Annotated in this window: 23 protein-coding genes; 11 read left to right on the top strand and 12 right to left on the bottom strand. The window is 66.0% G+C overall.

Features of this window, described 5'->3' with window-relative positions:
* The 5 genes from HMPREF0591_RS33300 to HMPREF0591_RS26145 form a co-directional block, all read right to left on the bottom strand.
* On the bottom strand, positions 1-395 hold a 395-nt coding region (locus HMPREF0591_RS33300; protein WP_425270255.1), incomplete at its 3' end, for a DUF7373 family lipoprotein.
* A gap of 17 nt (positions 396-412) precedes the next feature.
* Complete coding sequence (locus HMPREF0591_RS26130) at positions 413-1,690, bottom strand: DUF7373 family lipoprotein (RefSeq protein WP_244269115.1); 1,278 nt, start codon at positions 1,688-1,690, stop codon at positions 413-415.
* Positions 1,687-2,076: a hypothetical protein gene (locus HMPREF0591_RS26135; protein WP_157137572.1), complete on the bottom strand. Its 390-nt coding sequence runs from the start codon at positions 2,074-2,076 to the stop codon at positions 1,687-1,689. The genes HMPREF0591_RS26130 and HMPREF0591_RS26135 overlap by 4 nt, the downstream gene beginning before the upstream one ends.
* 124 nt (positions 2,077-2,200) lie before the next feature.
* On the bottom strand, positions 2,201-2,908 hold the full coding sequence (locus HMPREF0591_RS26140) for a sensor domain-containing protein (protein WP_244269117.1): 708 nt from the start codon (positions 2,906-2,908) through the stop codon (positions 2,201-2,203).
* Between the two features lie 110 nt (positions 2,909-3,018).
* Positions 3,019-3,600 (bottom strand): sensor domain-containing protein, encoded by a 582-nt coding sequence (locus HMPREF0591_RS26145; RefSeq protein ID WP_050790146.1) that lies wholly within the window; start codon positions 3,598-3,600, stop codon positions 3,019-3,021.
* Positions 3,601-4,305: 705 nt separating this feature from the next.
* Between HMPREF0591_RS26145 and HMPREF0591_RS26150 the strand changes: the two genes are divergently transcribed.
* The 3 genes from HMPREF0591_RS26150 to HMPREF0591_RS26155 all read left to right on the top strand — a co-directional run bounded on the left by HMPREF0591_RS26150 (position 4,306) and on the right by HMPREF0591_RS26155 (position 6,113).
* A complete protein-coding gene (locus tag HMPREF0591_RS26150) occupies positions 4,306-5,094 on the top strand; it encodes a sensor domain-containing protein (RefSeq protein ID WP_007171773.1) in 789 nt (262 codons plus the stop codon).
* Positions 5,095-5,341: 247 nt separating this feature from the next.
* Positions 5,342-5,635 (top strand): hypothetical protein, encoded by a 294-nt coding sequence (locus HMPREF0591_RS32620; RefSeq protein WP_157137575.1) that lies wholly within the window; start codon positions 5,342-5,344, stop codon positions 5,633-5,635.
* Positions 5,636-5,732: 97 nt separating this feature from the next.
* Positions 5,733-6,113 carry an SdpI family protein gene (locus tag HMPREF0591_RS26155; protein ID WP_007171775.1) on the top strand — a complete coding sequence of 127 codons (381 nt, stop codon included), beginning with the start codon at positions 5,733-5,735 and terminating at the stop codon, positions 6,111-6,113.
* 54 nt (positions 6,114-6,167) lie between these two features.
* Here HMPREF0591_RS26155 and HMPREF0591_RS26160 read toward each other — a convergent pair whose 3' ends face one another.
* The gene (locus HMPREF0591_RS26160; protein ID WP_167310187.1) at positions 6,168-7,304 is read right to left on the bottom strand and encodes an FHA domain-containing protein; all 1,137 of its coding nucleotides are present in this window, start codon (positions 7,302-7,304) and stop codon (positions 6,168-6,170) included.
* A gap of 678 nt (positions 7,305-7,982) precedes the next feature.
* On the opposite strand from HMPREF0591_RS26160, the gene HMPREF0591_RS34160 reads away from it, so the two are divergent.
* The 3 genes from HMPREF0591_RS34160 to HMPREF0591_RS26175 are packed head-to-tail and all read left to right on the top strand — an operon-like array spanning position 7,983 to position 9,720.
* Positions 7,983-8,264: a DUF4333 domain-containing protein gene (locus HMPREF0591_RS34160; RefSeq protein WP_425270256.1), complete on the top strand. Its 282-nt coding sequence runs from the start codon at positions 7,983-7,985 to the stop codon at positions 8,262-8,264.
* A 2-nt stretch (positions 8,265-8,266) separates the two neighbouring features.
* A complete protein-coding gene (locus HMPREF0591_RS26170) occupies positions 8,267-8,659 on the top strand; it encodes a hypothetical protein (protein WP_007171778.1) in 393 nt (130 codons plus the stop codon).
* 26 nt (positions 8,660-8,685) lie between these two features.
* On the top strand, positions 8,686-9,720 hold the full coding sequence (locus HMPREF0591_RS26175) for a HEAT repeat domain-containing protein (RefSeq protein WP_157137576.1): 1,035 nt from the start codon (positions 8,686-8,688) through the stop codon (positions 9,718-9,720).
* Positions 9,721-9,799: 79 nt separating this feature from the next.
* Here HMPREF0591_RS26175 and HMPREF0591_RS26180 read toward each other — a convergent pair whose 3' ends face one another.
* The 5 genes from HMPREF0591_RS26180 to ligD all read right to left on the bottom strand — a co-directional run bounded on the left by HMPREF0591_RS26180 (position 9,800) and on the right by ligD (position 15,354).
* Entirely contained in the window at positions 9,800-11,254 is a 1,455-nt protein-coding gene (locus HMPREF0591_RS26180; protein WP_040624055.1) for a neutral zinc metallopeptidase, read from the bottom strand.
* A gap of 118 nt (positions 11,255-11,372) precedes the next feature.
* Positions 11,373-11,660, bottom strand: a complete 288-nt coding sequence (locus tag HMPREF0591_RS30465) for a DUF4333 domain-containing protein (RefSeq protein ID WP_157137577.1) — start codon at positions 11,658-11,660, stop codon at positions 11,373-11,375.
* 629 nt (positions 11,661-12,289) lie between these two features.
* Positions 12,290-12,493 carry a hypothetical protein gene (locus HMPREF0591_RS31505; RefSeq protein ID WP_007171782.1) on the bottom strand — a complete coding sequence of 68 codons (204 nt, stop codon included), beginning with the start codon at positions 12,491-12,493 and terminating at the stop codon, positions 12,290-12,292.
* A 538-nt stretch (positions 12,494-13,031) separates the two neighbouring features.
* Entirely contained in the window at positions 13,032-14,102 is a 1,071-nt protein-coding gene (locus HMPREF0591_RS26190; RefSeq protein ID WP_208857807.1) for an IS110 family RNA-guided transposase, read from the bottom strand.
* Between the two features lie 265 nt (positions 14,103-14,367).
* A complete protein-coding gene (gene ligD / locus HMPREF0591_RS26195) occupies positions 14,368-15,354 on the bottom strand; it encodes a non-homologous end-joining DNA ligase (protein ID WP_157137578.1) in 987 nt (328 codons plus the stop codon).
* A gap of 168 nt (positions 15,355-15,522) precedes the next feature.
* On the opposite strand from ligD, the gene HMPREF0591_RS26200 reads away from it, so the two are divergent.
* Positions 15,523-15,843: a DUF732 domain-containing protein gene (locus HMPREF0591_RS26200; protein ID WP_083802075.1), complete on the top strand. Its 321-nt coding sequence runs from the start codon at positions 15,523-15,525 to the stop codon at positions 15,841-15,843.
* Positions 15,844-16,010: 167 nt separating this feature from the next.
* On the top strand, positions 16,011-16,790 hold the full coding sequence (locus HMPREF0591_RS26205; protein ID WP_007171787.1) for an SseB family protein: 780 nt from the start codon (positions 16,011-16,013) through the stop codon (positions 16,788-16,790).
* A 31-nt stretch (positions 16,791-16,821) separates the two neighbouring features.
* Here the strand turns inward: HMPREF0591_RS26205 and HMPREF0591_RS26210 are convergent, their stop codons facing one another.
* Entirely contained in the window at positions 16,822-18,366 is a 1,545-nt protein-coding gene (locus HMPREF0591_RS26210) for a hypothetical protein (RefSeq protein ID WP_007171788.1), read from the bottom strand.
* A 156-nt stretch (positions 18,367-18,522) separates the two neighbouring features.
* Between HMPREF0591_RS26210 and HMPREF0591_RS26215 the strand changes: the two genes are divergently transcribed.
* From HMPREF0591_RS26215 to HMPREF0591_RS26220, 3 genes are all read left to right on the top strand, one after another.
* Positions 18,523-19,110 carry a hypothetical protein gene (locus HMPREF0591_RS26215; protein ID WP_007171789.1) on the top strand — a complete coding sequence of 196 codons (588 nt, stop codon included), beginning with the start codon at positions 18,523-18,525 and terminating at the stop codon, positions 19,108-19,110.
* Positions 19,095-19,757 (top strand): RES family NAD+ phosphorylase, encoded by a 663-nt coding sequence (locus HMPREF0591_RS31515; RefSeq protein WP_083802076.1) that lies wholly within the window; start codon positions 19,095-19,097, stop codon positions 19,755-19,757. The genes HMPREF0591_RS26215 and HMPREF0591_RS31515 overlap by 16 nt, the downstream gene beginning before the upstream one ends.
* A 152-nt stretch (positions 19,758-19,909) precedes the next feature.
* Positions 19,910-20,458 (top strand): hypothetical protein, encoded by a 549-nt coding sequence (locus tag HMPREF0591_RS26220; protein ID WP_007171790.1) that lies wholly within the window; start codon positions 19,910-19,912, stop codon positions 20,456-20,458.
* The last annotated feature ends 298 nt before the right edge of the window (positions 20,459-20,756 follow it).

Consider the following 20,756-nt stretch of genomic DNA (forward strand, 5'->3'; position numbering starts at 1 on the left):
CGGCCCTTGTCGGTGTGACGGGAGCTGGAGAATCCTGCGATCAGATTGTGGCCGCCCAACGCATCGCCTAGCGGGGCGCCCAGCTCGGCGTTGACCGCGTCAGTGTCTTTGACGACACCGGAATCGATTTGGGCGTAGTTGACCAGGTCGGCATCAACCTCCCAGGGGCCCACCACAGCGCTGGCCAGGCGGCGTCCTTCGGCCCAGCCGCCGTTCATCGCATCGCCGGCAATCCCCAGCGGTGTGCGTGGGGCGGTGGGGAAATTCCCGACATCAAGCAGACCAAGGTCGACACCATCAGATCCCTCGGTCCCGGGGGCTTTGACAGCAGTCCCGGCGACCGTGGTACTGCAGGCCACCGTCACCGCCAGCACCGCGGCGCCGACCGCGACCAAGGGGCGGGCGCGGCGGGTCATGGCGCGGTCAACATCAGGTATTGGGCGGCGACGATCTGGTGGGCCTCTACTTCCTGGGCGGCGGTGACTTTGAACGCGTAGCGGTTCGCGGTGGTGATGCACAAAAAGCGCACCGCGCCCAGCTCGGTGCTGTCGGGTCCGCGGTCAAAACAGTGCGCCGAGGGCAATCCGTTGATGCCGGGTGCGGAGTGGTAGCCCAGGAACGGCACGTCCATGCGGGCCAGCCCGTCGGCGGCCCGCTGCGCACCGGGGATATCGACCGCCTCGTAGACGGTGGTGCGGTCAGCGGCGACGTGGACGACCCCGGCGTCGGTGTACATCGCCTCGGTGGCCACCGGGTCGGAGCGGAAATGCAGCGAGCCGTGGGGTGGATAGACCGCGCCCTGGTTGACGTTGGGGTCGGTGGCCGGCACGGTGCGCGCCAGCAATCCGGTCGGGTCGGCGGGCAGCGTAGCCAGCTGGTCGACCGGTGTGGCTTGGAAGTGATCGGCCATCGGGCCTTGCAGGTCCAGGGTTTTGGCGATCAGCTCGGCCGTGGCCTCGGCGCTCTCTTTGGTTCCGGCGAACTGAAAAAACACATACGGGCCGTGCGCGGTGAACGCTGAGGCTTCAAAGCCGCCCGACAGTGGCGCCACGTAGGCCACCGTGGCCGGCGAGCGTGGAACGGGCAAGCGGGTGGCCCAGACATTGCCCGGCCGGACGGTGGCGGCATCAGCGGCGGCCATCGCCGCGGCGGCGTCGGTCGCCTCTTGCGGGCTGGGAAAGCGGAACACTCCGTTGTCCAACACCTTGGGCTTGTCCGCGGGGGCCTGGCCGCGCGGGGGTGGCGGGGTCAGACGGCCGCTAACGAAGCCGGCCACGAAGTGATGCGCCGCGGCGATCGAGGCGATCGAATCACCGCGCACCAGCGCCGAAAGCCGCCCGGGATCGGGAACCGCAGTGGTGGGCGCGATTTCGGCGCCCAAGGGGCTGATCAGCGTCGAATCCACCTGCCAAGGACTGGCCACCATGTCGGCCATCCGCTGGGCTTCGACCCGGCGCCCGGTGGCCTCGTCGGCCACCGGGCCCAACGCCGGGCGCGGCTGGTGGGGATAGTTACCGGGATCGAGCAGCGCCACATTGGCCGCCGCCGGCGCCGGGCCACCCGACTTGACCGCACTACCGGTGACCACGGTGGAGCAGCCACCAGCGAGTGCGATCACCGCGGCCAGCGCGGCGAGCCGCCACACCGGCGATGCCACTGCACGTGGCCGCACGCACCCCGCCGTCGTCATCGCAGGGGTCCCTGGCGCAGGGCTACCTCTGCCTTGGGTGTGCTGGCGCGTTTGCCCGACCAGCGCCGCAGCAGCATGCGGTCCACGCCGATAACTCGGGCGACCCGACGTTCCGAGACCACCCGGTCGGCCACCGACATCACCGCCAGCTGGCGCACCCGGGCGCGAATTCGCTTCTCCTGCTCGCGGATCCGCTGCCACTCGGCGCCGGCAGCATTCAGGTCTGCACTGTGGTCCAGATAGTCGATCGCGGCCTCGACGGCGCAACGCTGCAAGTGGGGATCGTCAGGGTAGAGCAGTTCGGCATCGCACGCGGCGCGGTGCAGGCGGGCCTGCTGAGCAGAATCCAGCCGGCGGGCCCGTGGTTGGCTCAACACCGCTGCCATCAGTTCCCCCGCGGATCCGTCGCGACAGGCAACGTCGCGCTGTCCCATCTCGTCTGATCCCCCGTTTCGGCGTCGGTTGGCGGTCTCGGCCTGATCCGAAATGGTAGTCGCTGCTACCAGCACCTCAGGCCCGATCGCCGATTTTGTTCAACATCTGCCGAGCGATATCGCTGGCAGTTTTGCCGGGCGCGGGTGCGGTGTCGCGGTAGTAGGTGATGGAGACCTCCACCAGGCAATTGTTGCGGACTCCCAAGGCGTGCGACTCGCGCAAATTGATGGTTTGATCGTGGTTCTCCACGGTGGCTTCCACCACGGACCCCTCGGCGTGCACCTCGCCAACCTCGTAGTAGACGTTGGCGCCGCTCTGGATTCGTGCGCCGACACATCGTTGCCATTGCTGGGTGAACTTCGCGAACATCCCATCAGCGGCGGCCATCGACGGCAGCGCCACCACGCCCTCCTCAAGGTTGATCACGGTGATTACCGGCGACAGGTGGGAGTGAGAGTCCCACCACATTTCGTGCGCGACGTTGAGCACCTGGGCGTTGGTGTAGGTCTCACCGATGAGGATCTTGCTGAGCCCGGCGCAGTCGCTTTGCTTGGCGCCAGGCCAATCCCAGAACAATTCCGCAGGCCCGCCGAACACCGGCGAGCGGTCGATCTCGAACGCCTGATCAAACACATGTGACAGTTCGGTGTCGGTCAGCATGGTGTCCTTGATGACCGGGCCGGTCAGCGGGTGGGGCTTGAGGTTGGCGGCTGGATGTGCTGTGCCGGTCACGACGTCGGCGCAGCCGGCCGCCGCCGTGACCAATGCCGAGCACATCACCACCAGGGCCAACCGAATAGCGCTGGGCGCCAAGCTCATCTTGATCATCAGTCCTCTTTTCTCACGATGTGGAGTGCGACGGAGCTCACGCGTCCGGCCAGGCGCCGGGCCGCCTAGTGGGGGGTGACGCGCTCGGCCATGCGGGTGGCGATGGTGATCGCTTGATCGGTGCGGTTCGCACCACAGCTGCGCACGTCGATGACGATGTTGTTGCGCGCGGTCAGGGCCCGCTGGCACTGCCAGCCGCCACCGCCCTCTTGGGTGTTGGTGATGCTGAGCATCCCCTGATGGTTGGTGGCGGTGCCCGCGATCCAAATGCTGCCCGGATAGCCCCGTTCCGACACATGCAAGGTGGCGCCGTTGCATTTCGGCCACGCCTGTGCCTGTTTGGCCGCAAAGTCGTTGGCCGCCTTGGCGGTAGCGAAGTAAATCGCGGCGCTGTGGTTGATGTGCGTGGCGGCCTTGGCATCCCCCAGCGACTGCGTGCGCACTCCCACCCACCCGGTGTTGTCGAGCTCGACATCCTGAGCAGGCAGGTGGATCTCGCCGCATTCGGGCCGATCGGTGCTCACGCCAGTGAACGCATAGTCGTCTTGGCCGCTGTCCCCGGGAAACGGTGCGATATCGGTCGCACCTTCGATGCTGTTGATGGTGGCTACATCCAGCATCAACCCGGGTAGCGCCGACAACGGCACCGTGGGTGGCTGGGGTGGCGGCCCGGGGTCGATCGGCGCTGTCGAGGAGGTCGGCGCCGGCGTTCGTGGGGAGCTCGCCGTGTGGTGATCAGGACTGCTGGCGGCGTGGATCGTCAGGCCGGTGCCCGCCATGGCGATCACCACTGCGGCCCCGGCGGCAATCCGTCCCCACTGGGGAAGGCGCCGCGGGCGAGCCGGGGTGAACCCCGGCGGCGGGGACCCGGGAACCGGCCCCCAGGCCGGCATCCCAGGGCGTGCCGGTGGCGCGGGAGGCCCACCAGGCGCGGAGAACGGGCGGCGAGGCAATACCGCGGTGGCCTCCTCGCCCGGTCCGGGCCGCATGAACGGTGTCTGGGCGGGCCGATATGCACTGTGCGGTGGCGCGGCGGCGCTTGCCGGAGTAGCCGGCCGCGGAAAGGCCCGCTGTGGTGTCAGCGCGGGTTGCGTCGGGTTGGTCAAGGGCGAGAGCGGGTGGTCAAGCATTGGCCGTCCTTCGGGAAGAGGTGACTGCGAGAGCTCGGCGAGCGCGGCGGGGGCCGCCCTGCGTGGGTTATGGAAGCTGTGCGGCTCGGCACCGTGTTCGCGCATGCCGCACATTGAAACACAGCGTGCAGCGCAGCGCAACGCTTCTAAACATTGCACCGCTGTGTTTTTGTTGCTACCGTCTGCGTCATACCCGAACGAGCTGTCAGGAGGGACCGCCACATGAGCGCTGTTTCGCTGAGCCGCCAGCCGCAACCGATAAGCGGTGCACCCACGCCGACCACCGGCACCCGCCGAGCGCTTTTCACGCCCGTTTGGCGATGGACCCTGCTGGCGGGCGTCGCTCTTGCCGTGCTGTTGACCGGATGCACCGCCACCACCACCGGGCACCCGGCGGCAGCGCCGGACCTGGGCCGCTGGCAGCCGCCGGCCGTCCTGCCCCAGCACCTCGGGGATCTGCTGCTCAAGGAAAGCGACGTCAACACGATCGGACACACCAGCGCCATGGCCATACGCAAACAGGTCACGCGGATGTGGCATGACGAAGACGTCGTCTCCAACCCCGACTGCCTCGACAGCTACTCACCGGCCGAAGCCACCGTCTACCAAGGCAGCAACTGGAACGCCGCGCAAGGACAGATCCTCGACGACGCTGCCCCCGTTCGACCCGAGCACGCGCTGGTGCAAGTCCTGGTCGGCTTCCGCGACGCCGACTCCGCCCAGCAGTTCTTCAGCCAAGCCAAGACACGCTGGTCGGGCTGCGCCAACCGATCCCTCACCGTCACCTCGCCCGGGCATGCCCCCGTCACCTGGAACTTCGGCACAGCCCAGGCCACCGACACCACCTTGGCCACCACTCAAACCCAGCCCGACGGCCGCGGCCTCACCTGTCAACGCGCCATGGGACTGGCCAACAACGTCATCGTCGACACCTTGTGGTGCGGCTTTGACACCAGCAGCCAAGCCAGCGACATCGTCTCCAAAATCAGCGCATCAATCTCGAACGCCTAACCCACCACCGCAGCAGCATCGATAGCGGCCACCGAACTGAAATCCGCTCGGCACAACCTGATTGCCCAATCACTACGGAGGAACCATGTCCTACCCCCACCACCCCCACTACCCGCAGCCCTACGGGTATCCGCGGCCCTACCCCCCGGCTCCGCAGCAACTAGGACCCGCGCCCTGGCCGGGCCACGGTGTCTCGCCGGCGGGCTACCCGCCCCCGCCCCCAGCCGCCAACGAACCGTTGTTCACCGTGCGGATCAGGAAGCACGCCGGCTTAGCCATCCTGATGTTGAATGAGACATACACCGTCACGGGAACGTTCGCCCAATGCGAGGCGGCACTGCGCGAGGCACGCGTGCACAATCTGGCCTTGGGATGGTGGAGTGTGTCCTCCCTGCTGGTCTGCAACTGGATCGCACTCTTTGAAAACCACCGTGCGCGAGTGACTCTGCGGCGCCAAGCCGCCCAGGCCAACGCCAGCCGACAGCCCGCTGCCTGGCAAACGCCGCCAACCGCCGCTGATACCCGCGGCTTCCGCCGCTAAAGCGCGCATCTCACCTCCCGAGCCGAATCGGCACCCCAAAGGACGAAGCCGATCGCCTTGCACCACAACCCATCTCGACGCTCCCCTCAGGACAGACATGAACCAACGCGTGCTGATGTCGATGTGGATGGCCGCCAATCAGATCGCGATAGTGACCGTCCTTATTGTCGTGAACTGGCGAGCCGCCACCGGCCGGTTGAAACGCAACCAGTGGACCGGAATCCGCACCCCCTCGACGATGCGCAGCGATCAGGCCTGGGTAGCCGGCCACCGCGCCGCACTACGACTGACCCCGCTGTGCGTATTCACTACCGCCATCAGCCTTCTCGCCCTGCTGGTCGCCGCGCTGTGGGCCTCATTTGGCGTCACCATGATCGTTGGCGCCGTCGGCCTATTCGCCTTCCTGCCGCTCGCCCTGTACAGCGCACTCGTCGCGGGAAAGGCCGCGAAACAGGCAGAGAATCCTGAAAACCGATAGCCGCGTGAAGGCAGCTTCTGATTCCCAAGCATTGCCCGAAAAGCATCCCGGGCATCAACCGATCGACAGCTGCCCGATCAGATTGTCGATCGCCCGGGCGGCCTCGGGGGCGATAGGGCGCTCGGCTTCGGCGTCTTCGAGGACCGATACCGGCAGCCCAGCGCCGTTGGCCGCCTCCTGCAGGCTCAGCTCCGCGCGGTGACGGGCGCCGTAGAGCCGCTGACCCAACGTGGCAGCCGGTGAGCGCGCCGCACGCATCATCAAGTCGTTGTAGCTGCGTCGCACGCTGCTCAACGCCAGGATCACCGACGGGCTGCCCTTGGCGTTGCGCGCGGCGCTGGATGCCAGCCGCTCCAGCTTGCGCAGGTCGGCCAGGGTTTTGGTGGCCTTGGGGCTGAAGTCGGGATCGGTTGGCTCCGGCAGTTCGGAGATGGCGGTGAGCAAGGTGTGCATGGCCAGTTCCACCGTCTCGGCCATCAGCGGCGCCTGAACGGAGTCAGTGAACACCTCGGTGGCCTCTTCGCCGGCGGGTGCGACGGGGCCGGTCTGGATGGCACCGCTGGTGGGCGCCGGAGCCGCGCCGCGCCGGATGCGGGTGATGTGGCCCGTCGGCCAGTCCAGCACCTTCTCCAGCTTCTCCAGCGTGCTGCGGCGCGGCCAGCTGCGGCCCTTCTCGAACTTGATCAGGGCGCCCGCGTTGATGATTCCGTCGCGGTCGAGGCTGCGCTGGGAGATGCCCAGCTGCTGCCGGCGCTCGGCGACCGCGCTGCCGGCCCGGATCACGCCGGGGTCGCTTTCGTTGTCCCACCACTGTTCGCCCTCACCGTCGAACGGGCGCATGACCTGCGTCGATTCCTCAGGCGGCACCTGCGATCGGTGCTGCGGGGTCAGGCCTACCGCTACCCCGTCGGGCGCCCCGAGATAGACGGTGGTCGCGCCGCTGATCAGGACCGAGCTGCGGCGTATCCCGTCGACGAAAATTCCGTTGGTGCTGGTGTCGAAGGCCCGCCAGCCCTCGCGACGCGGTTCGAGCCGAACGTGTTGCCGCGAAACTCGTTCGTCGTCGACCTCTACCGTGGCCGCGCTGTCTCTACCAATGATGGCCACACCCGCCTCAGGGTGCAGCGTGTGTGTTGCCCTGCCGACCCGCACACTCAGCGGCGCTGTCGTGGTGATCTCCCCTGATGTCAATGCTGGCTCCTGGTCACGGTGGGCCCGGACTGCTGTGTTCCGAGCCGCTGCACTAAGGGTCATGCTACATCTACTTGGCGAGCATCGGGTCCGGTAAGCCCATGTTCATCTCGTGTCGTCGGCTCTTCGCGCACCCAACGCTGCCCCCCAAAACATCTCGTCCCATGGTCCACTTTCCTGGTGTTCACTAGGTCTTTCGCGGGCTGTCGGCACGGGTCGTCACGTGGCCAAGGGTGTGCCGCCGGCTCAACGCCGACAGTCTCCCGCGCGTGTCGAGCAACCTGCGCCAGGTGCAGCGTTTCTAAACGTTGCACAACCGGGGCGCTTCGTTTATTGTCGTAGCGGGGCGCGGTGGAACTGCCCCAGGACATCAGGAAGGGCACTCTCATGCAGCACCGACTGGCGCCCGCCACGCAACGGCACCACCACCCGCATGCACTGGTCATACCGCCGGTGTCTCGCGCGTACTACGACGATCCGCCGACCCAGCCGCTCCCCCGGCCACCGCTGCCCTCGATAGGCGCCCCGCAGGGCCCGATTGCGCACCGGCACCGTCCAGCGCCCCCTGGCCCAACCTGTTGGGCGCCAACGGCGTTCGTTCCTTGTCCCCCACCGGCAGCGCGGCGACGCCGACGCTTGCCGCTGGTCCTGGGCGCAGCGGGCAGTGCGGGCGCTGCGGTGCTCATTACCGGATTCTGGGCGCCGGGGTTCTTCGTCACCCGGCAACTCGATGTGCGCGCAGCTCAGGCGGGCGTTGCCCACGTCTTATCCGACCCGGCAGGGTACGGCGCCAAGGACGTCAGCGACGTCATCTGCAACGACGGACGCAACCCCACCGTCACCAAGGGCGCCACCTTCACCTGTCAGGCCACCATCGACCACATCAAACACCAGTTCGTGGTCACGTTCACCGACGACGCGGGCAACTACGAGATCAGCCGCACCGGGACAAAGGTTTAACGATGAGCAACAACGACCACCTAGACTGGCAGGCGCGCCCCGACACCGGTCCGCTTGAGCCCTCCAACCGCACCGCTTTGGGCGCATCCTTGGCACTGCTGGGACTGCTGCTGATGTCATCGGCGGTGTTCCTGCTGCTGCAACCGCTGGGCAGCCCTACCTTCGGGGTCAAGTTCGAAGAAGGCGTCTACCCGGCCGGCTCGGCGGCGGAGGTGCAATCGGCGCGGGTCGGGGTGATCGGCGCGACCGTACTGATGGTCGTGTCGGCCGGCCTTGCCGCCAGCGCCATCGCTGTGCGGCCGCACCCCGCCCTGCGGCTGATCGGCGCGGTCACCCTGCTGGCGTTGGCCCCGACGGTGCTGCTCCTGCTGCTCGACTACGGCCTGGCGTTCTGAGGAAAGCTGTCATGAGGTCCGGTACTTTGCCCGACTCCGAGCAGGCGATGACATGCCGGCTCGATGCCGCCGGGATCGGTGGCGACACCGGTCGGGAACTGGCCGACTCGTTCAGCGACTACCCGCAGGCCATTCCCGTCATCGTCGACTGGCTGCAACACCTCGATGAGCGCGTCCCGCCTGAAGAAGACCGTCGGGTGTGGCGGACCGCCCTGATCCGAAAGCTGACCACTAAGTACGCCAAAGGCAACCGCGCCGCCATCGACGTCCTGTTCGACCAGTTCGACGTCCAACCACCGCTGAGTAATCTCGAACTCCAGGCTGCAGGCCTGGCTCTGGCCACAATCTGCGAGCACTCCGACTTCCCGCGCGTCGCCGCCCTGATTCGGTCCGAGCACGACTTCTCGACAAAATCAGTCCTGGTCGAATGGATCGTACAAATCATGCCCGAAGAACCCACACCGCGACAGGCGATGAAGCGTGACCTCAATGCCGCGGGCATTCCCGAAGACACCGTCTGGCAGCTCGTCAACTCTGCCCAGGACTACCCGCAGGCGGTGCCGATCATGGTGGACTGGCTGCGCCACATCGACGAGCGCGTTCCCGCCGGAGAAGATCGGGATATCCTGCGCGAAGGCCTCATTCGCAACCTGATCACCAAGCACGCCAAAGGCAACCGCGATGCGATCAATGTGCTGTTCGACCAGTTCGCGATCGATCCTCCCGTCAGTAGATATGTGCTCGAGGCCGCTGGTTTCGCTCTTGCCAAAATCTGTGACCGATCCGATTTCCCGCGCATCGCCGCTCTCATTCGCTCAGAACAGGACTTCCCCACCAAATCGGTGCTGGTGCAATGGATCGGCCGCATCGAGACCGAAGAAGCCAAAGAGCTTGCGGTGAGCCAACTTGCCAACCCGGCCACCCGGATCCCGGCGATGAAGGCCCTGGTGCGCCAGCGCGCCACCGGTGTCCGCGACGCGGTTGCCAAATACCTCGACGACGAGCACCAGATCTTCTGCACGGAAGCGCGCAAGACCCTCGACAAACTGCCCAAGGACTGAACCACGGCCATGAGCACTGCCGGACCCGGGTGCCGCCAGATCACAAACGACGGCGCACAAGTTGGGGGCTATTCCGGTGCTATGCCGATGCAGTGGCGTCGGGGAAGCGTTGGTAACACAAATCGTCGTTGGTGCTGACCACCCCGGAGCGAAACGCGGTGATCCGGGTGAATCCGGCCGGCACGGTCTGCCCGTTCACATCGCTGGCCGCCAGGTGGTTGGTGAGCAAACCCGCCACCGCTTTGTCGAGATCGCCTGCGGTCAAGGTCAAACCGCTGCCCGAGGACACCGCCACCGGGCCGGCCATTTTGCGGTGTGCCACCCCGGTCAGGCACGCGGTGCGCAGCGCACTGACCGGAGAGTCCAGTTTGAGGCCCCGTTCATGTTGCACCGCAAGGACATAGCGCGACATCACCACCGACATCGCGGTGTCATCACCCTGGATCAGAACATGGCCGGACTGTTCATCGGCGGGAGCGCCCATCTTCTGCAGCTGGGCCAGGTCGACGACGATGGTGTTGGTGGCCGGGCAATACGATGCCGGCGGGCTGGCTTGCGCGTCGGCACAAGCAACGGGGCTATACGACAGTTGCGGAGGGTTTTTCGGGGAGAAGACCGACCCCAGGGTGTCCATCAGCTCCGACATCGTCTGCTCGGCAATCGGGACTTCCCCGGTCTCTAATCGACCAGAGCGGTCGTAGGTCAACGCGATCGGCAAATCCCCGCGGCGCTGCTTGACCTCGTTCTCATCAATCGCCGCACAAGCCGACGCCCCCGACACAAACCCCATCTGAAACGCGCTCACCCTGTCCAGCGCCGTCCCGTGGCCCTCGTCGGTCAACTCTTGATCCTCAGGGGTCAGGATCGGGTCGCGGATGTCGATCAGCCCGGCCAGCACATGGTCGAGCCCGTCCCCGGTACTGAGGGTGAAGCGCGGCGACTTCCCTTCGGCAACCCAGCGCATGTACACCCCGCCCAAGCAGTCCGCCTGCTGTTCTCGCACGATCGTCGAGGTCGCCCGATGCACAATCTTGGCCATCTGCTGGATGGCGTGACCGTACTCGTGGGCGAAGATGCCGGTGACCGGCATCGCCCCGAAATAGACCTTCCCGGTGGGAATCAACACCCCGCGGTCCCAGGCGATCAGGTTGCAGCGCGGTGAGAAGAACGCGTTAATCAGTTTGTAGGTGCGCTCACGGCACACCACGGGGCTGGCCGGATCGTCGGAGTCATAGGAGATGAGATCCTCGACGGGTCGAAACTCGCCAGGGAAAAACTGGCCATAGTTGTGTTGCCAAAAATCCTGAATATCGTTGACCGACAACAAAGCCAGCTTGTCCTCGTCACCATGGTTGGTGTTTTTCACCGACCCGGTGGGCTCGGGCGCGTCGCTGCGAGGTCCGCTTGGTCCGTCGACCGCGGGCAAGCCGCCCACATGAAACGGGTCATACAGCATCGACGAGCCGTGCCCTTTGACCACCGCGCTACATCCGGTCACGCCGATCGCGGCGACCACGCTCACGGTCATGGCCATCCCGGCCGCACGTCGAAGCCGACCCAATACGAAACCGCTGAACCACCACCCCACAATCCACCCCTTTTGTTGCAATGTCCTTGTCGGCGTGTGCATTATGCGATACCAGCCCCCGCTCCTAGTCGGGTCGGCCGACCTCGAAATTGCCGTTGTTGTCCAAGAAGGTGACCGTGACCCGCCGAGCGGTGCCATCGACGCTGACCTGGCAGGTGAAGCTGCTGCCCTGCTTCACCGTGACGTTGGCGCCGTCGTTGCATTTCACGTCGGCCACGTTCTTATCGCCGTAGCCGGTGATGTCGTCGGTCAATACGCGCTGGATTTCGGCCTGGGCGGCTTGAACGTCGAGCTTTTTGGTGGACAACAAATCAGGCTGGGACAGCCCGATGACCAACGCGATGCCGCCCACCAACACCGCCAGTGCCAGCCCGCCCCACATCACGATCCGCGGCGGGGTGGGCCGCGCCCGGCCTGTGGGTACAGCCGGGCCGTGCCCTGGGGCGACATAGGGCCCCGGCGGCGGATAAGCGTAGGGGTGGGGCGGCCCGTAGCCGCCCGGTGGGGCCCCCGAACTGGGCTGGCGCGGGGTCGCCGGTGGGAGCGGATTGTGTTGCCCAGCAGGTGGATAGCTCACCGGCAAGCCGGCGCTCACACCCCGCGGTGCCGGGCCCGCCAGTGGCCGGCCCGCCGGCGAGGCCGCATCGGCAGACGTCGAGGGGTGGCTCCCGCTTACCCGATACGGCTGGGCGGGAGCCGACTGGGGCGACGGGTCGCCTGAGCCCTCATTGCCGCCCTTCTGGCCGGTACTGGGTTGTGGCCCTGGCGATGTGGGCGCCACCATGGTGCGCTCGTTATCGTCGAGCGCCGGTGCTTTGCCCACCACAACGGTGCGCTCTGCGTCAGCGGGTGACTGCCGCGGGGGCACGACGACCGTGCGCTCTGCATCGGTATCCGGTCCAACACCGTCGGCCTGGTTCGCCGCACTCTGCGACCTCGACGAGCCCAGGTCTCGGGTGATCTCACCCTCACGGTCGGTGCTCATGAACTCTCCCCTAATGTGCAGTCAGGCGGCGGGGTCGACGGCAGTCCGCGGCGGTACATACCCAGATACGGCGAAGCGTTGGGAACCTTCCATGGCTGCACACCGGTCCGGCGGCTACGCACACAGCCGACGGCCACGGCGCCGCAGGCCACGAGGAGAAACGCCAGCAGCAGCACTTTGCCGATCAGCAGCGCAGTCATATCCGGCCCTAGCCCGCTCGGCCCCGCCCACGGACAGCTAACCGGTCCCGCAAGTGCCTTTCGCGGCCCGCCTGAGCGGCTTTGCGGCGGCGCCGCTGAGCCCGGGCCGCCGCGCTATACCGCCACTCGAGAGTGATGGGTGTGCGCCAGCGGTTCGCATGAACTGCGATCGCTTGAATCTGATCGTCGGTGACCCCCACGAGGCCACCGTCGCCAGCGTGCGCGGCCAGCACGACCTGGCCACGAAGCAGCGGCACCGTGCGTGGCCGAAAATTTGCTGCTGACACAAGTAGCTCGGTCGCCGGCCGGTTCACATCCCGAGGTATCGGCCCGGGCCACGAACTGAACCAAAAGACAAGACGCCCAAAAGGACCCGCCGTAGCGAAGCTCTCGACATATCGGCCCCCCGGGTATGGAGCGCGCAGGTATGCGGCCATCTCCTCAGCGTCGGCCAGCTCCACCAATTCAAGCGACGACGGATGCAAATAGCGGCTCATATCGTGGATGAAAATCGCTCTCGGCATCCGTTTCTCCTATGTCAAGCCGCTGCCGTTTGGCAAGGCTGGATTCGGTTTAGATGGTCGGTGTGAAGGTGGTGGAACACCACGCGGGCCAGGCGGCGCTTGAGGCAACGCAGCGCTTCGGTTGGGGAATCGCCGGTCTCGAGGCGTTTGCGGTAGTAGGCCTGGCCCAGACCGGCAAGACGGATCTGGGTCACGGCGATACGGTGCAGTGCGGTGTTGATTTGGCGATTACCAGAACGCGTCATGCGCACACGGCCCGCGGTGTTTCCGGACCACACCGGAATCGGTGCCACGCCGGCATGGCGGGCGAAGGCGGCCTCGTTTTTGAAGCGGGGCACGCCCGCGGCCTCGCCCACAAGTTTGGCTGCGGTCAATTCCCCGCAACCTGGCATCGCCAACAGCGTCGGGGCTATGGTGCGCACACGATCGCCGATCCGTGTGGCCAACGCGTTGATCGCGTCGGTAAGCCGGGTGATGTCGGCCAGCTCATCGCGGGCCAGTTCGGCGACCAGCCCGGGCTGGGTTGCGAGCCACTCCCCAAGAAGTCGGCGGTGCTTGGCCAGATCCAGCGAGCGTGGCTTAGGTGCGTGTTCGGGATCGAGTTCATGCACCCGCCACAGCAACCGATTGATCGTCGAGGTGCGTTGACCGACAAGGTCTTCACGGCGATCCACCAAGAGCTTGAGCTCACGTGACACCTCATCATGCGACGCGATCGGAAGATCGGGTTCGCGCAGAAACGCCCGCGCCACCGCCAACGCATCGATCGGATCCGATTTACCCCTCGTGCGCGCTGAGGCCCGCACCTGAGCCATCAACTTCGGCGGCACCCGCACCACCTGCTGACCGGCGCCGAGCAAGTCACGTTCCAAGCGCGCCGATAGGTGCCGGCAGTCCTCAACCGCCCACACCACCGCGGACCCGTAACGTTCCCGAGCCCACATCACCGCCTCGGCATGACCGCAGCGCGTTGCCGCGACGACCTTCTCCCCGACCTTGCGCCCGACGCCGTCCACCGCGACAAACGTGTGGGTGCGCTTGTGAACGTCGGCTCCAACAACAACCATGGAGGTTGCCTCCTTCACTGTGAGGTGACGGTTGGACCGGCCGGCGGACACATCTCAGTCGGGGGCGATGCCACGCTCCTATCAAGTCACGCCGGTCGGTCCTTCACACCTGATGCCGACAAAACGGATGCACGCCAACCCCACCGGGCGGCACTGAGCCTACGAGCCAGACACCAGATGCTCAGGATCCAACCACCGCAACACGCGGCAACCTCACCCTGACACTGACCTGATCCTAATGCGCTCCCACGGGTCGCTCGGCGCAAAAAATCAGTTCTCCGTGTCATCCCAGGAGTGCTAGACACACATCGCCGGCGTTGACATCGGCCACGCCTTTCCAGGCGGCATGACGTAGTCGGCCGCCGACGAATTCGCGGTATTCGATACGGCCGACAACCACCGGCCTTACCCACAGCACGCCATCGTCGTGGCCATGGTGATCGATCAATCCGAATGGGGAGACCGTCTGATGCAGGCCGGATAGACGGGCGTGCAAATCACGGCGCGCCTGCTGACCCAACCCCACGCTGATGCGGCCGCAATAGGCCAACACACCGCCGGGGTCATAGGCGCCGACAAGTACAGATCCCACCGATGCGCTAGATCCTCGGGAGAGGGTGTAACCGCCGATGAGAAAGTGGTTGCTGCACCGGTGAGGTGTTTTGATCCACTGGCGGGTGCGCCTGCCGACCCGGTACCTCGAGGTCACATCCTTGGAGACGATGCCCTCCATGCCCGCGTCGACCATCGCCGCGAGCACCTGCGCACCGTCCACGTCGCTCCACGCCGGCGACGTGGCCAGTTCGATCGCGAGATCGTCCGCACCCAAGGCTTGCAAGGCGGCGCGGCGGTCCCGGTACGCCATCCCGGTCAGGTCTTGACCGTCGAGGTAGAGGATGTCGAAAACCACCAGGCGCGCGGCCAGTCGTTTAGTGAGGCTCGCGGGTGGCCGGGCAACGCGCAGCCTGCGCTGCAGCAGTTCGAAACTGGGTCGCCCCTTATCGTCCAAGACGATGATTTCGCCATCGAGAATCACGCCGCGGCGGCCCAGTGCCGTACACCCTTTCATCACCTCAGGAAACGACGCCGACAGGTTAGTGAAATGCCGACTGAAAAGATCGACTCGCCCGGCGCCGACTCGGGCCGCGCAGCGCGCCCCGTCGAATTTCGGCTCAACAACCCATTCCGGACCGCAGGGCGGCTGCCCCGCCATCGCCAGCATCGGCGCAGGTGGCAGCGGAACTGCACCGCGGGCGCCGGACCTGATCACGGACTGAGCCTACCCGCGGCCACGGTGAGAAGGTCCGGGTCGGATCCGGATCAGCTGTTCGCACCTATAGCTGCCAGCCGCGTTCGCGTAAGCGGTGCGTTCTGAGACGAAGCCCGTGCTGTCTGCACCGGTCAAAAGCGCCGGTGCTGCCGCGCTCAACTGGCTAGCATGTCCACTACCGAAGTCGAGAGACGGTCAACCAACATGATGAAAATTGCGGCACTCGTGGCGACGCCCGTAATCGCCTTGATCGCAGCGCCTCTCGCGCACGCCGACGATCAAGCGTTCTTGAACGATACCCAGGACGTGTTCATGGATCCCAACGCGAAACTAGCGGCGGGCTATCACGTGTGCACAGACATGCGAGCAGGGATGCCAGCGCAGGCCGCCCTACACGACGGATTCTTCGGGTTCAATCTCATCAACGGCGCAAACGTGAAAATCGTTGACGCGGCACAACATGATCTGTGCCCCGACACACTTCACTGACAACGCTGCGCCAGACTGGTACGACAAACCACGCGAGCACGTCCCCCACGGCGGGCCAGCAGAGGCCGCCGCGGCCGCCATGCTGAACCCAGACACAGCGAACCCTTCGGGACCGCTGCGTTGGCTTTCACCGAGGCGGGCACCAACGCAAGGGGAACTCACCGAGAATGACCCACCCAATTAATCCGCCCCATCCGGACCGACTGGTCAATAACGTGGGGCTTCGACGCGCCGTCGCGGCGTTCGCGGCTCAACCCAACCAGCGCGGTGCCCTCGAGGTACTGCGGTTGTGCATGTACGGAGAAGTGCTTCTCGACATCACCGGCTCGGATGCATTTAACGGCGAACCGTTCGCCACCGGATCGCGCCTGCAGATCCGCGTGGGAACCGGCCCCAACGGCGGTTCGGCGCTGTTTGCCTTCACCTGCAACGAAGCGATCGCCCCGCTGTACCCGCCAGGCACCCGCACCCAGTCGCTGGTACAGCCAGCCCCCGGAGCGCTGGAGCTGGCCCTTCGCCAAGGCAACGCCTGGCTCTACATTGATCCCGCCGGCCCCACCTGCGCACTGTCGGCGCCTGAGATTGACTTCGCGCTGCGCAACGCCAACAACGAGGCACTTAAGCGCGCGTTGGCTGATCACGCTGCGGGCATTATCGACAGACGCACCGTGGTGCAGATATTGAGGCAGAACGGTCCGATGGCGTTGGCCGCTGACGACACAACTGGACACGTCGAAGTTCGTACGACCACGAATCCAGACGGCACCACCAGCATCTTCGGATTCACCAGCGGCCCTGAGGTTCTCGCGTTCAACCCCGCCGATGCGGCCATATCACTCACGACCGAAGAAGTCGTGAAGATGGCCCGTGCTCAAGGACATGCCGGAATGGTGATCAACCCTGCCGGCCCATTCCTCTGGGTGTCACTGAGCGAGCTCGACCAATAAGTCTCAGGCCGCTGCCCGATGCAAGGCTCAGTCATGTTCTGTCGGCCGTGTTTTTGACTCGATGCGGCGGTTCGAGGGTCAACGGTGCGGTCATATAGCTCTTGGCTAAGGCCAGCGCCGCGATGACCGCGACGATGAGAAGGTAGACGGGCAGCAGGTGCACGAAATGGGTGTAGCCGATGGCGAGGTGGACGACAACGACCGGCACCGTTGCGCACGCGCACCCCAGCAGCAGACACCACCACACCCAGCGTTGCCCGCGCCGCCAACCCCACATGCTGATCAACAACACCGCCAGACCGGCGCCGACCAGCGCACCGCCAAAACCCGCCCGATCATGGGCAATAAAAGGCAACAGATGGCTGTCAGCCTGCTGCAGGTGATGGGCACAGGTACCCATGAAGGCGAGGTCGGTCGGGACGAACACCGAAGTGAACCCGACAATGGAGATGACCACGCCGGCCACCGCCAGCCCGCCGCCGACGCCGACCATAAGTAGTTGTCCCCATAGCGCCCGTCGGCGTTGCGCCTCGGGTCCTTCAACGACCGGCGGCCAATGCGGGGTGGCGGGCCGTCGCCACACCGCGAGCATCAGCGGCGGCAGCAGCACCACGACGACCAGGGTATGCAGTGGCTCAATGAACCCGCCGGTGCCGAGGAAGTAAAAGTAGCTGCCGAAGGTGACCGCCCCTGAGATCGCCAGGGCGCGCCGCGCCCAGCGGTAGCCCTGGCGCATCGCCTGTGCCAGCGCGAGGTAGAGGATTCCGATGCCGATCATGTTGGCGGCCATGGTGACTCGGTCGTGTTGTAAGAAGCCGACGAGGTGGGCGTTAAGGTGGTGTAGATCGGACACGGTTGCACCGAGGTAGTCTCGGTCATAGCCGAGAAGCGCCGGGCCCAACGCGATCGCCCCCGCTCCAATCCCGGCGAGGATCAAACCCAGCGCGGTCACGCCGGCCCACCACCAATTGGGCCAGCGCCGCGGGTCTGCGCCGAGGCTGCTGCGCAGTGGCGCCAAGGGCGAGGTGGGCGTGGCTACCTCGATTACCCGGTTAAACCAGCCAGGTCCGGCTTCGACCAGCACAGCGGGGCCGGCGAGGACCGCCGTCGACGCGTCAGCCAGCGCAGCAACCGCCGGCGCTAAATCCGGGGAGCTCAACCGCACCACCGCGCTAGCGGGTTCACCGATGCTGACGGCGTCGACATCGCCAGCGATCGCCGCGCCTGTCTGGGCGTCGTCGACCACAGCGGTCACCCGGCACCGGCGACCGGCCGCCGCGCGGCGCACGGCTGCGACGTCCGCGCCGCCGACTGGGTTAATCTCGACCACCGCGGCCCCCTGCACCGGAAGGACCGCGACGGCTTCAGATGCGATCCAAGGCGGCACCGAGGCGCCGAAACGCCCAGACCACTGCGGCGGCGCAGGCGGGTGATCGAAAACCACAGGGATCCACCAGCGCCCGCCGGCATATCGGATCAGTACCGCAAGCGCTCGCAACGCCAACAATTGGCTGCGCCGCTCACCGAGCAGCACCGCGGCTGGCCGGCGCAGCGGCTGATAGGTCCAGTCGGGCACAGCCGGATTCTGACACGCCAACGCTGCGAGACACCCGCCCCAGTGCCGAATCGTGACCCCCGCACCCGCCCCTGGATCATGCACCATAGCCACCGTCGGCTAACGGGTATATACTACCGTTAGTCAGCGTTAATTACTCGATGGGTGGTGCAGGCCATGGCCGTTGACGAACTCGACCAACTGCTTTCGGAGCGGTTCAATCTCCACCGCGACGACCTACTAGCCGCGCTTAAGACGCTACCGGCTATCAAGCCCGGCGCAGCGGCACTGACCGAAGACCAGGCGCGGCTGCTCGACGAAGCCGGCTTCGTCGAAGATCCTGTCGCGTTCGCCGAGTCGGCCGCTGACATCGTCGCCCATACCGCGATGTTGATCAATACCGCCTACCCGGCCTCCCTGGTGGCATCCCTGCTGGGTATCAACGAGTCACGGGTGCGTCAACGGCGGCTGGCCCGAACGTTGTGGGCGATCGAAAACGACGGCGCCTGGGTGTATCCGGCCATCCAGTTCGAGTTCAACCTCAAAACCGGAAAGCCGGACAGGCAAATTCGCGGCCTCGAGCGCGTATTCCAAGCCCTCCCCGAAGGCCTACACCCTAGTGCGGTCGCCGGCCTATTGCGCACCCCGCAACCCCAGCTTGAAGTCGATGGCAGGCCGTTGTCGATCCTGGAGTGGCTGCGTAGCGGGGGGTCGGTCGAGCCGGTGCTCGAACTCATCGACATCGCCGACTGGGCCAGTACGTGAGCGCAGGCTCGACCCTCCCCGACCCCCCGCCTGCCGGCGAGCTACGCGAAATCGGGATTCGCGACGACGAACTCCGCCACATACAGACAACCGAGACATGGTGGCGCGTCCATCGCACCGAAGGCCCTCATATCCTCGCGTGGAACGCTTTTCGCCATTTCGGGCCCGTCCTGCGGTTTGACCCGCAGCCCCCGCCTCGCGCACACCACCCAAAACACTGCGTGTGGTACGGGGCATCAGCCCCTGGTGCGGCGCTAGCTGAAGCTTTCCAGATCGACAGAACCATCGACCGCCGCAGGGGATGTCCCTACCTGACCGGTCTGTCGTTCACCCGAACGCTGTCCGTATTGGACCTCGCCGTCGACAGTCCAGGCGCCTGGGCAACGCGCGCCGGCGGCACCTTCGCGATATCCACAGCCCCGCACGCGGTTACGCAGCGGTGGGCACGGTCAATCGTCGAGGCGTTCCCCGAGCTTGCTGGCGTACGCTACAACAGTCGCTTCGCCGGAATGGCCTGTCTCGCACTGTTCGCTCCCGCGCGCTCAGCGATGCCCGCCCAACCGGTCATCTCCTTACCCCTGACCCACCCCGGCCTGGGCGGCCGACTTGCAGAAGCGGCGCGTCGACTCGGATACCAGGTCATCTGACGCTACCCTAAGGCGCCAACCGAGCCCACAGGGCTGCCGACGCGTCCTCGCCACCCGGCGAGCCGCATAGACGACTGCCAGCTGCCGGCTCGGTCCGCGAAACCGCCCCAACCGTGTTGGCTCGGTGTTAGGACTGTAGGAATGTCGCCAGAATGCAAAGCACGAGCATCATGGCGCAGGAAACGATGACCGGCGCGCCCGTGAAAACCACCCGCCCGCTGATCTGGCTGATGCCCCTCTATGTCGTCGCGATGAGCGCCATCGACTCCTTGTTGGGTCCCCGTCGACAACATGCTTCCGTCCCGCCTGCAGCCGTAGTGGGACTTATCGTCGCGGCCCTGTTGCTCTTTGCCGCCGGCATCCGATGGGCCAGCTCGTGGGAGCGTCAACGACAAGCCGCAGTCCACGCCGGCCACCGAACAGGGGCCGCCCAGGTCTTCATCAGCCGCCAGCCACGACTAGCGGACGCGCTCATGGTCGCCGTCGGAGTCCCCTCGAATCAGGCGCTGGGCTGGCTCGTCGGGCTGGCGCTGTCCGGTGCCCTCAGCTACAGCCTTGACCTCGCCTTCACGGCGGCCTACCACGGGAACTCGGTTGCACTGTTGATCCCAACAAACCTCGCCGCCTACACCGCGCTGGTCACCACCGCCACCTATCTGAATAGCCGCAGCACCCCCGGTGCCGAGTCCGAGGCCCGATAGACACCATCGCCGTGCGGCGCACACCGAACCAGCTGGGACCGGGGCTGACGCGGCGGCCCGCTCGGTTCGGCACGAGTGAGATGGAGACGCACGGGGGCGCTTCTCACACGCTCGGTGCGGCGCACTCGACAACTGCAGTGCCCCACCCCTGCCCCAGTTGCGCTATTGACCTTGCGTTGTGACGTAGGCACACCGTGCACATCCCGTCGGCCGCTGCTGACGCGATGCGGGGTGCGTCGGTGACAGGTCGAAGCGCCTGCGGCGCTGCCCGATCGACACGGTTAGGGGCCTGCGGCCC

The organism is Mycobacterium parascrofulaceum ATCC BAA-614 (assembly GCF_000164135.1).
In the GTDB taxonomy this organism is placed as follows: Bacteria; Actinomycetota; Actinomycetes; order Mycobacteriales; family Mycobacteriaceae; genus Mycobacterium; species Mycobacterium parascrofulaceum.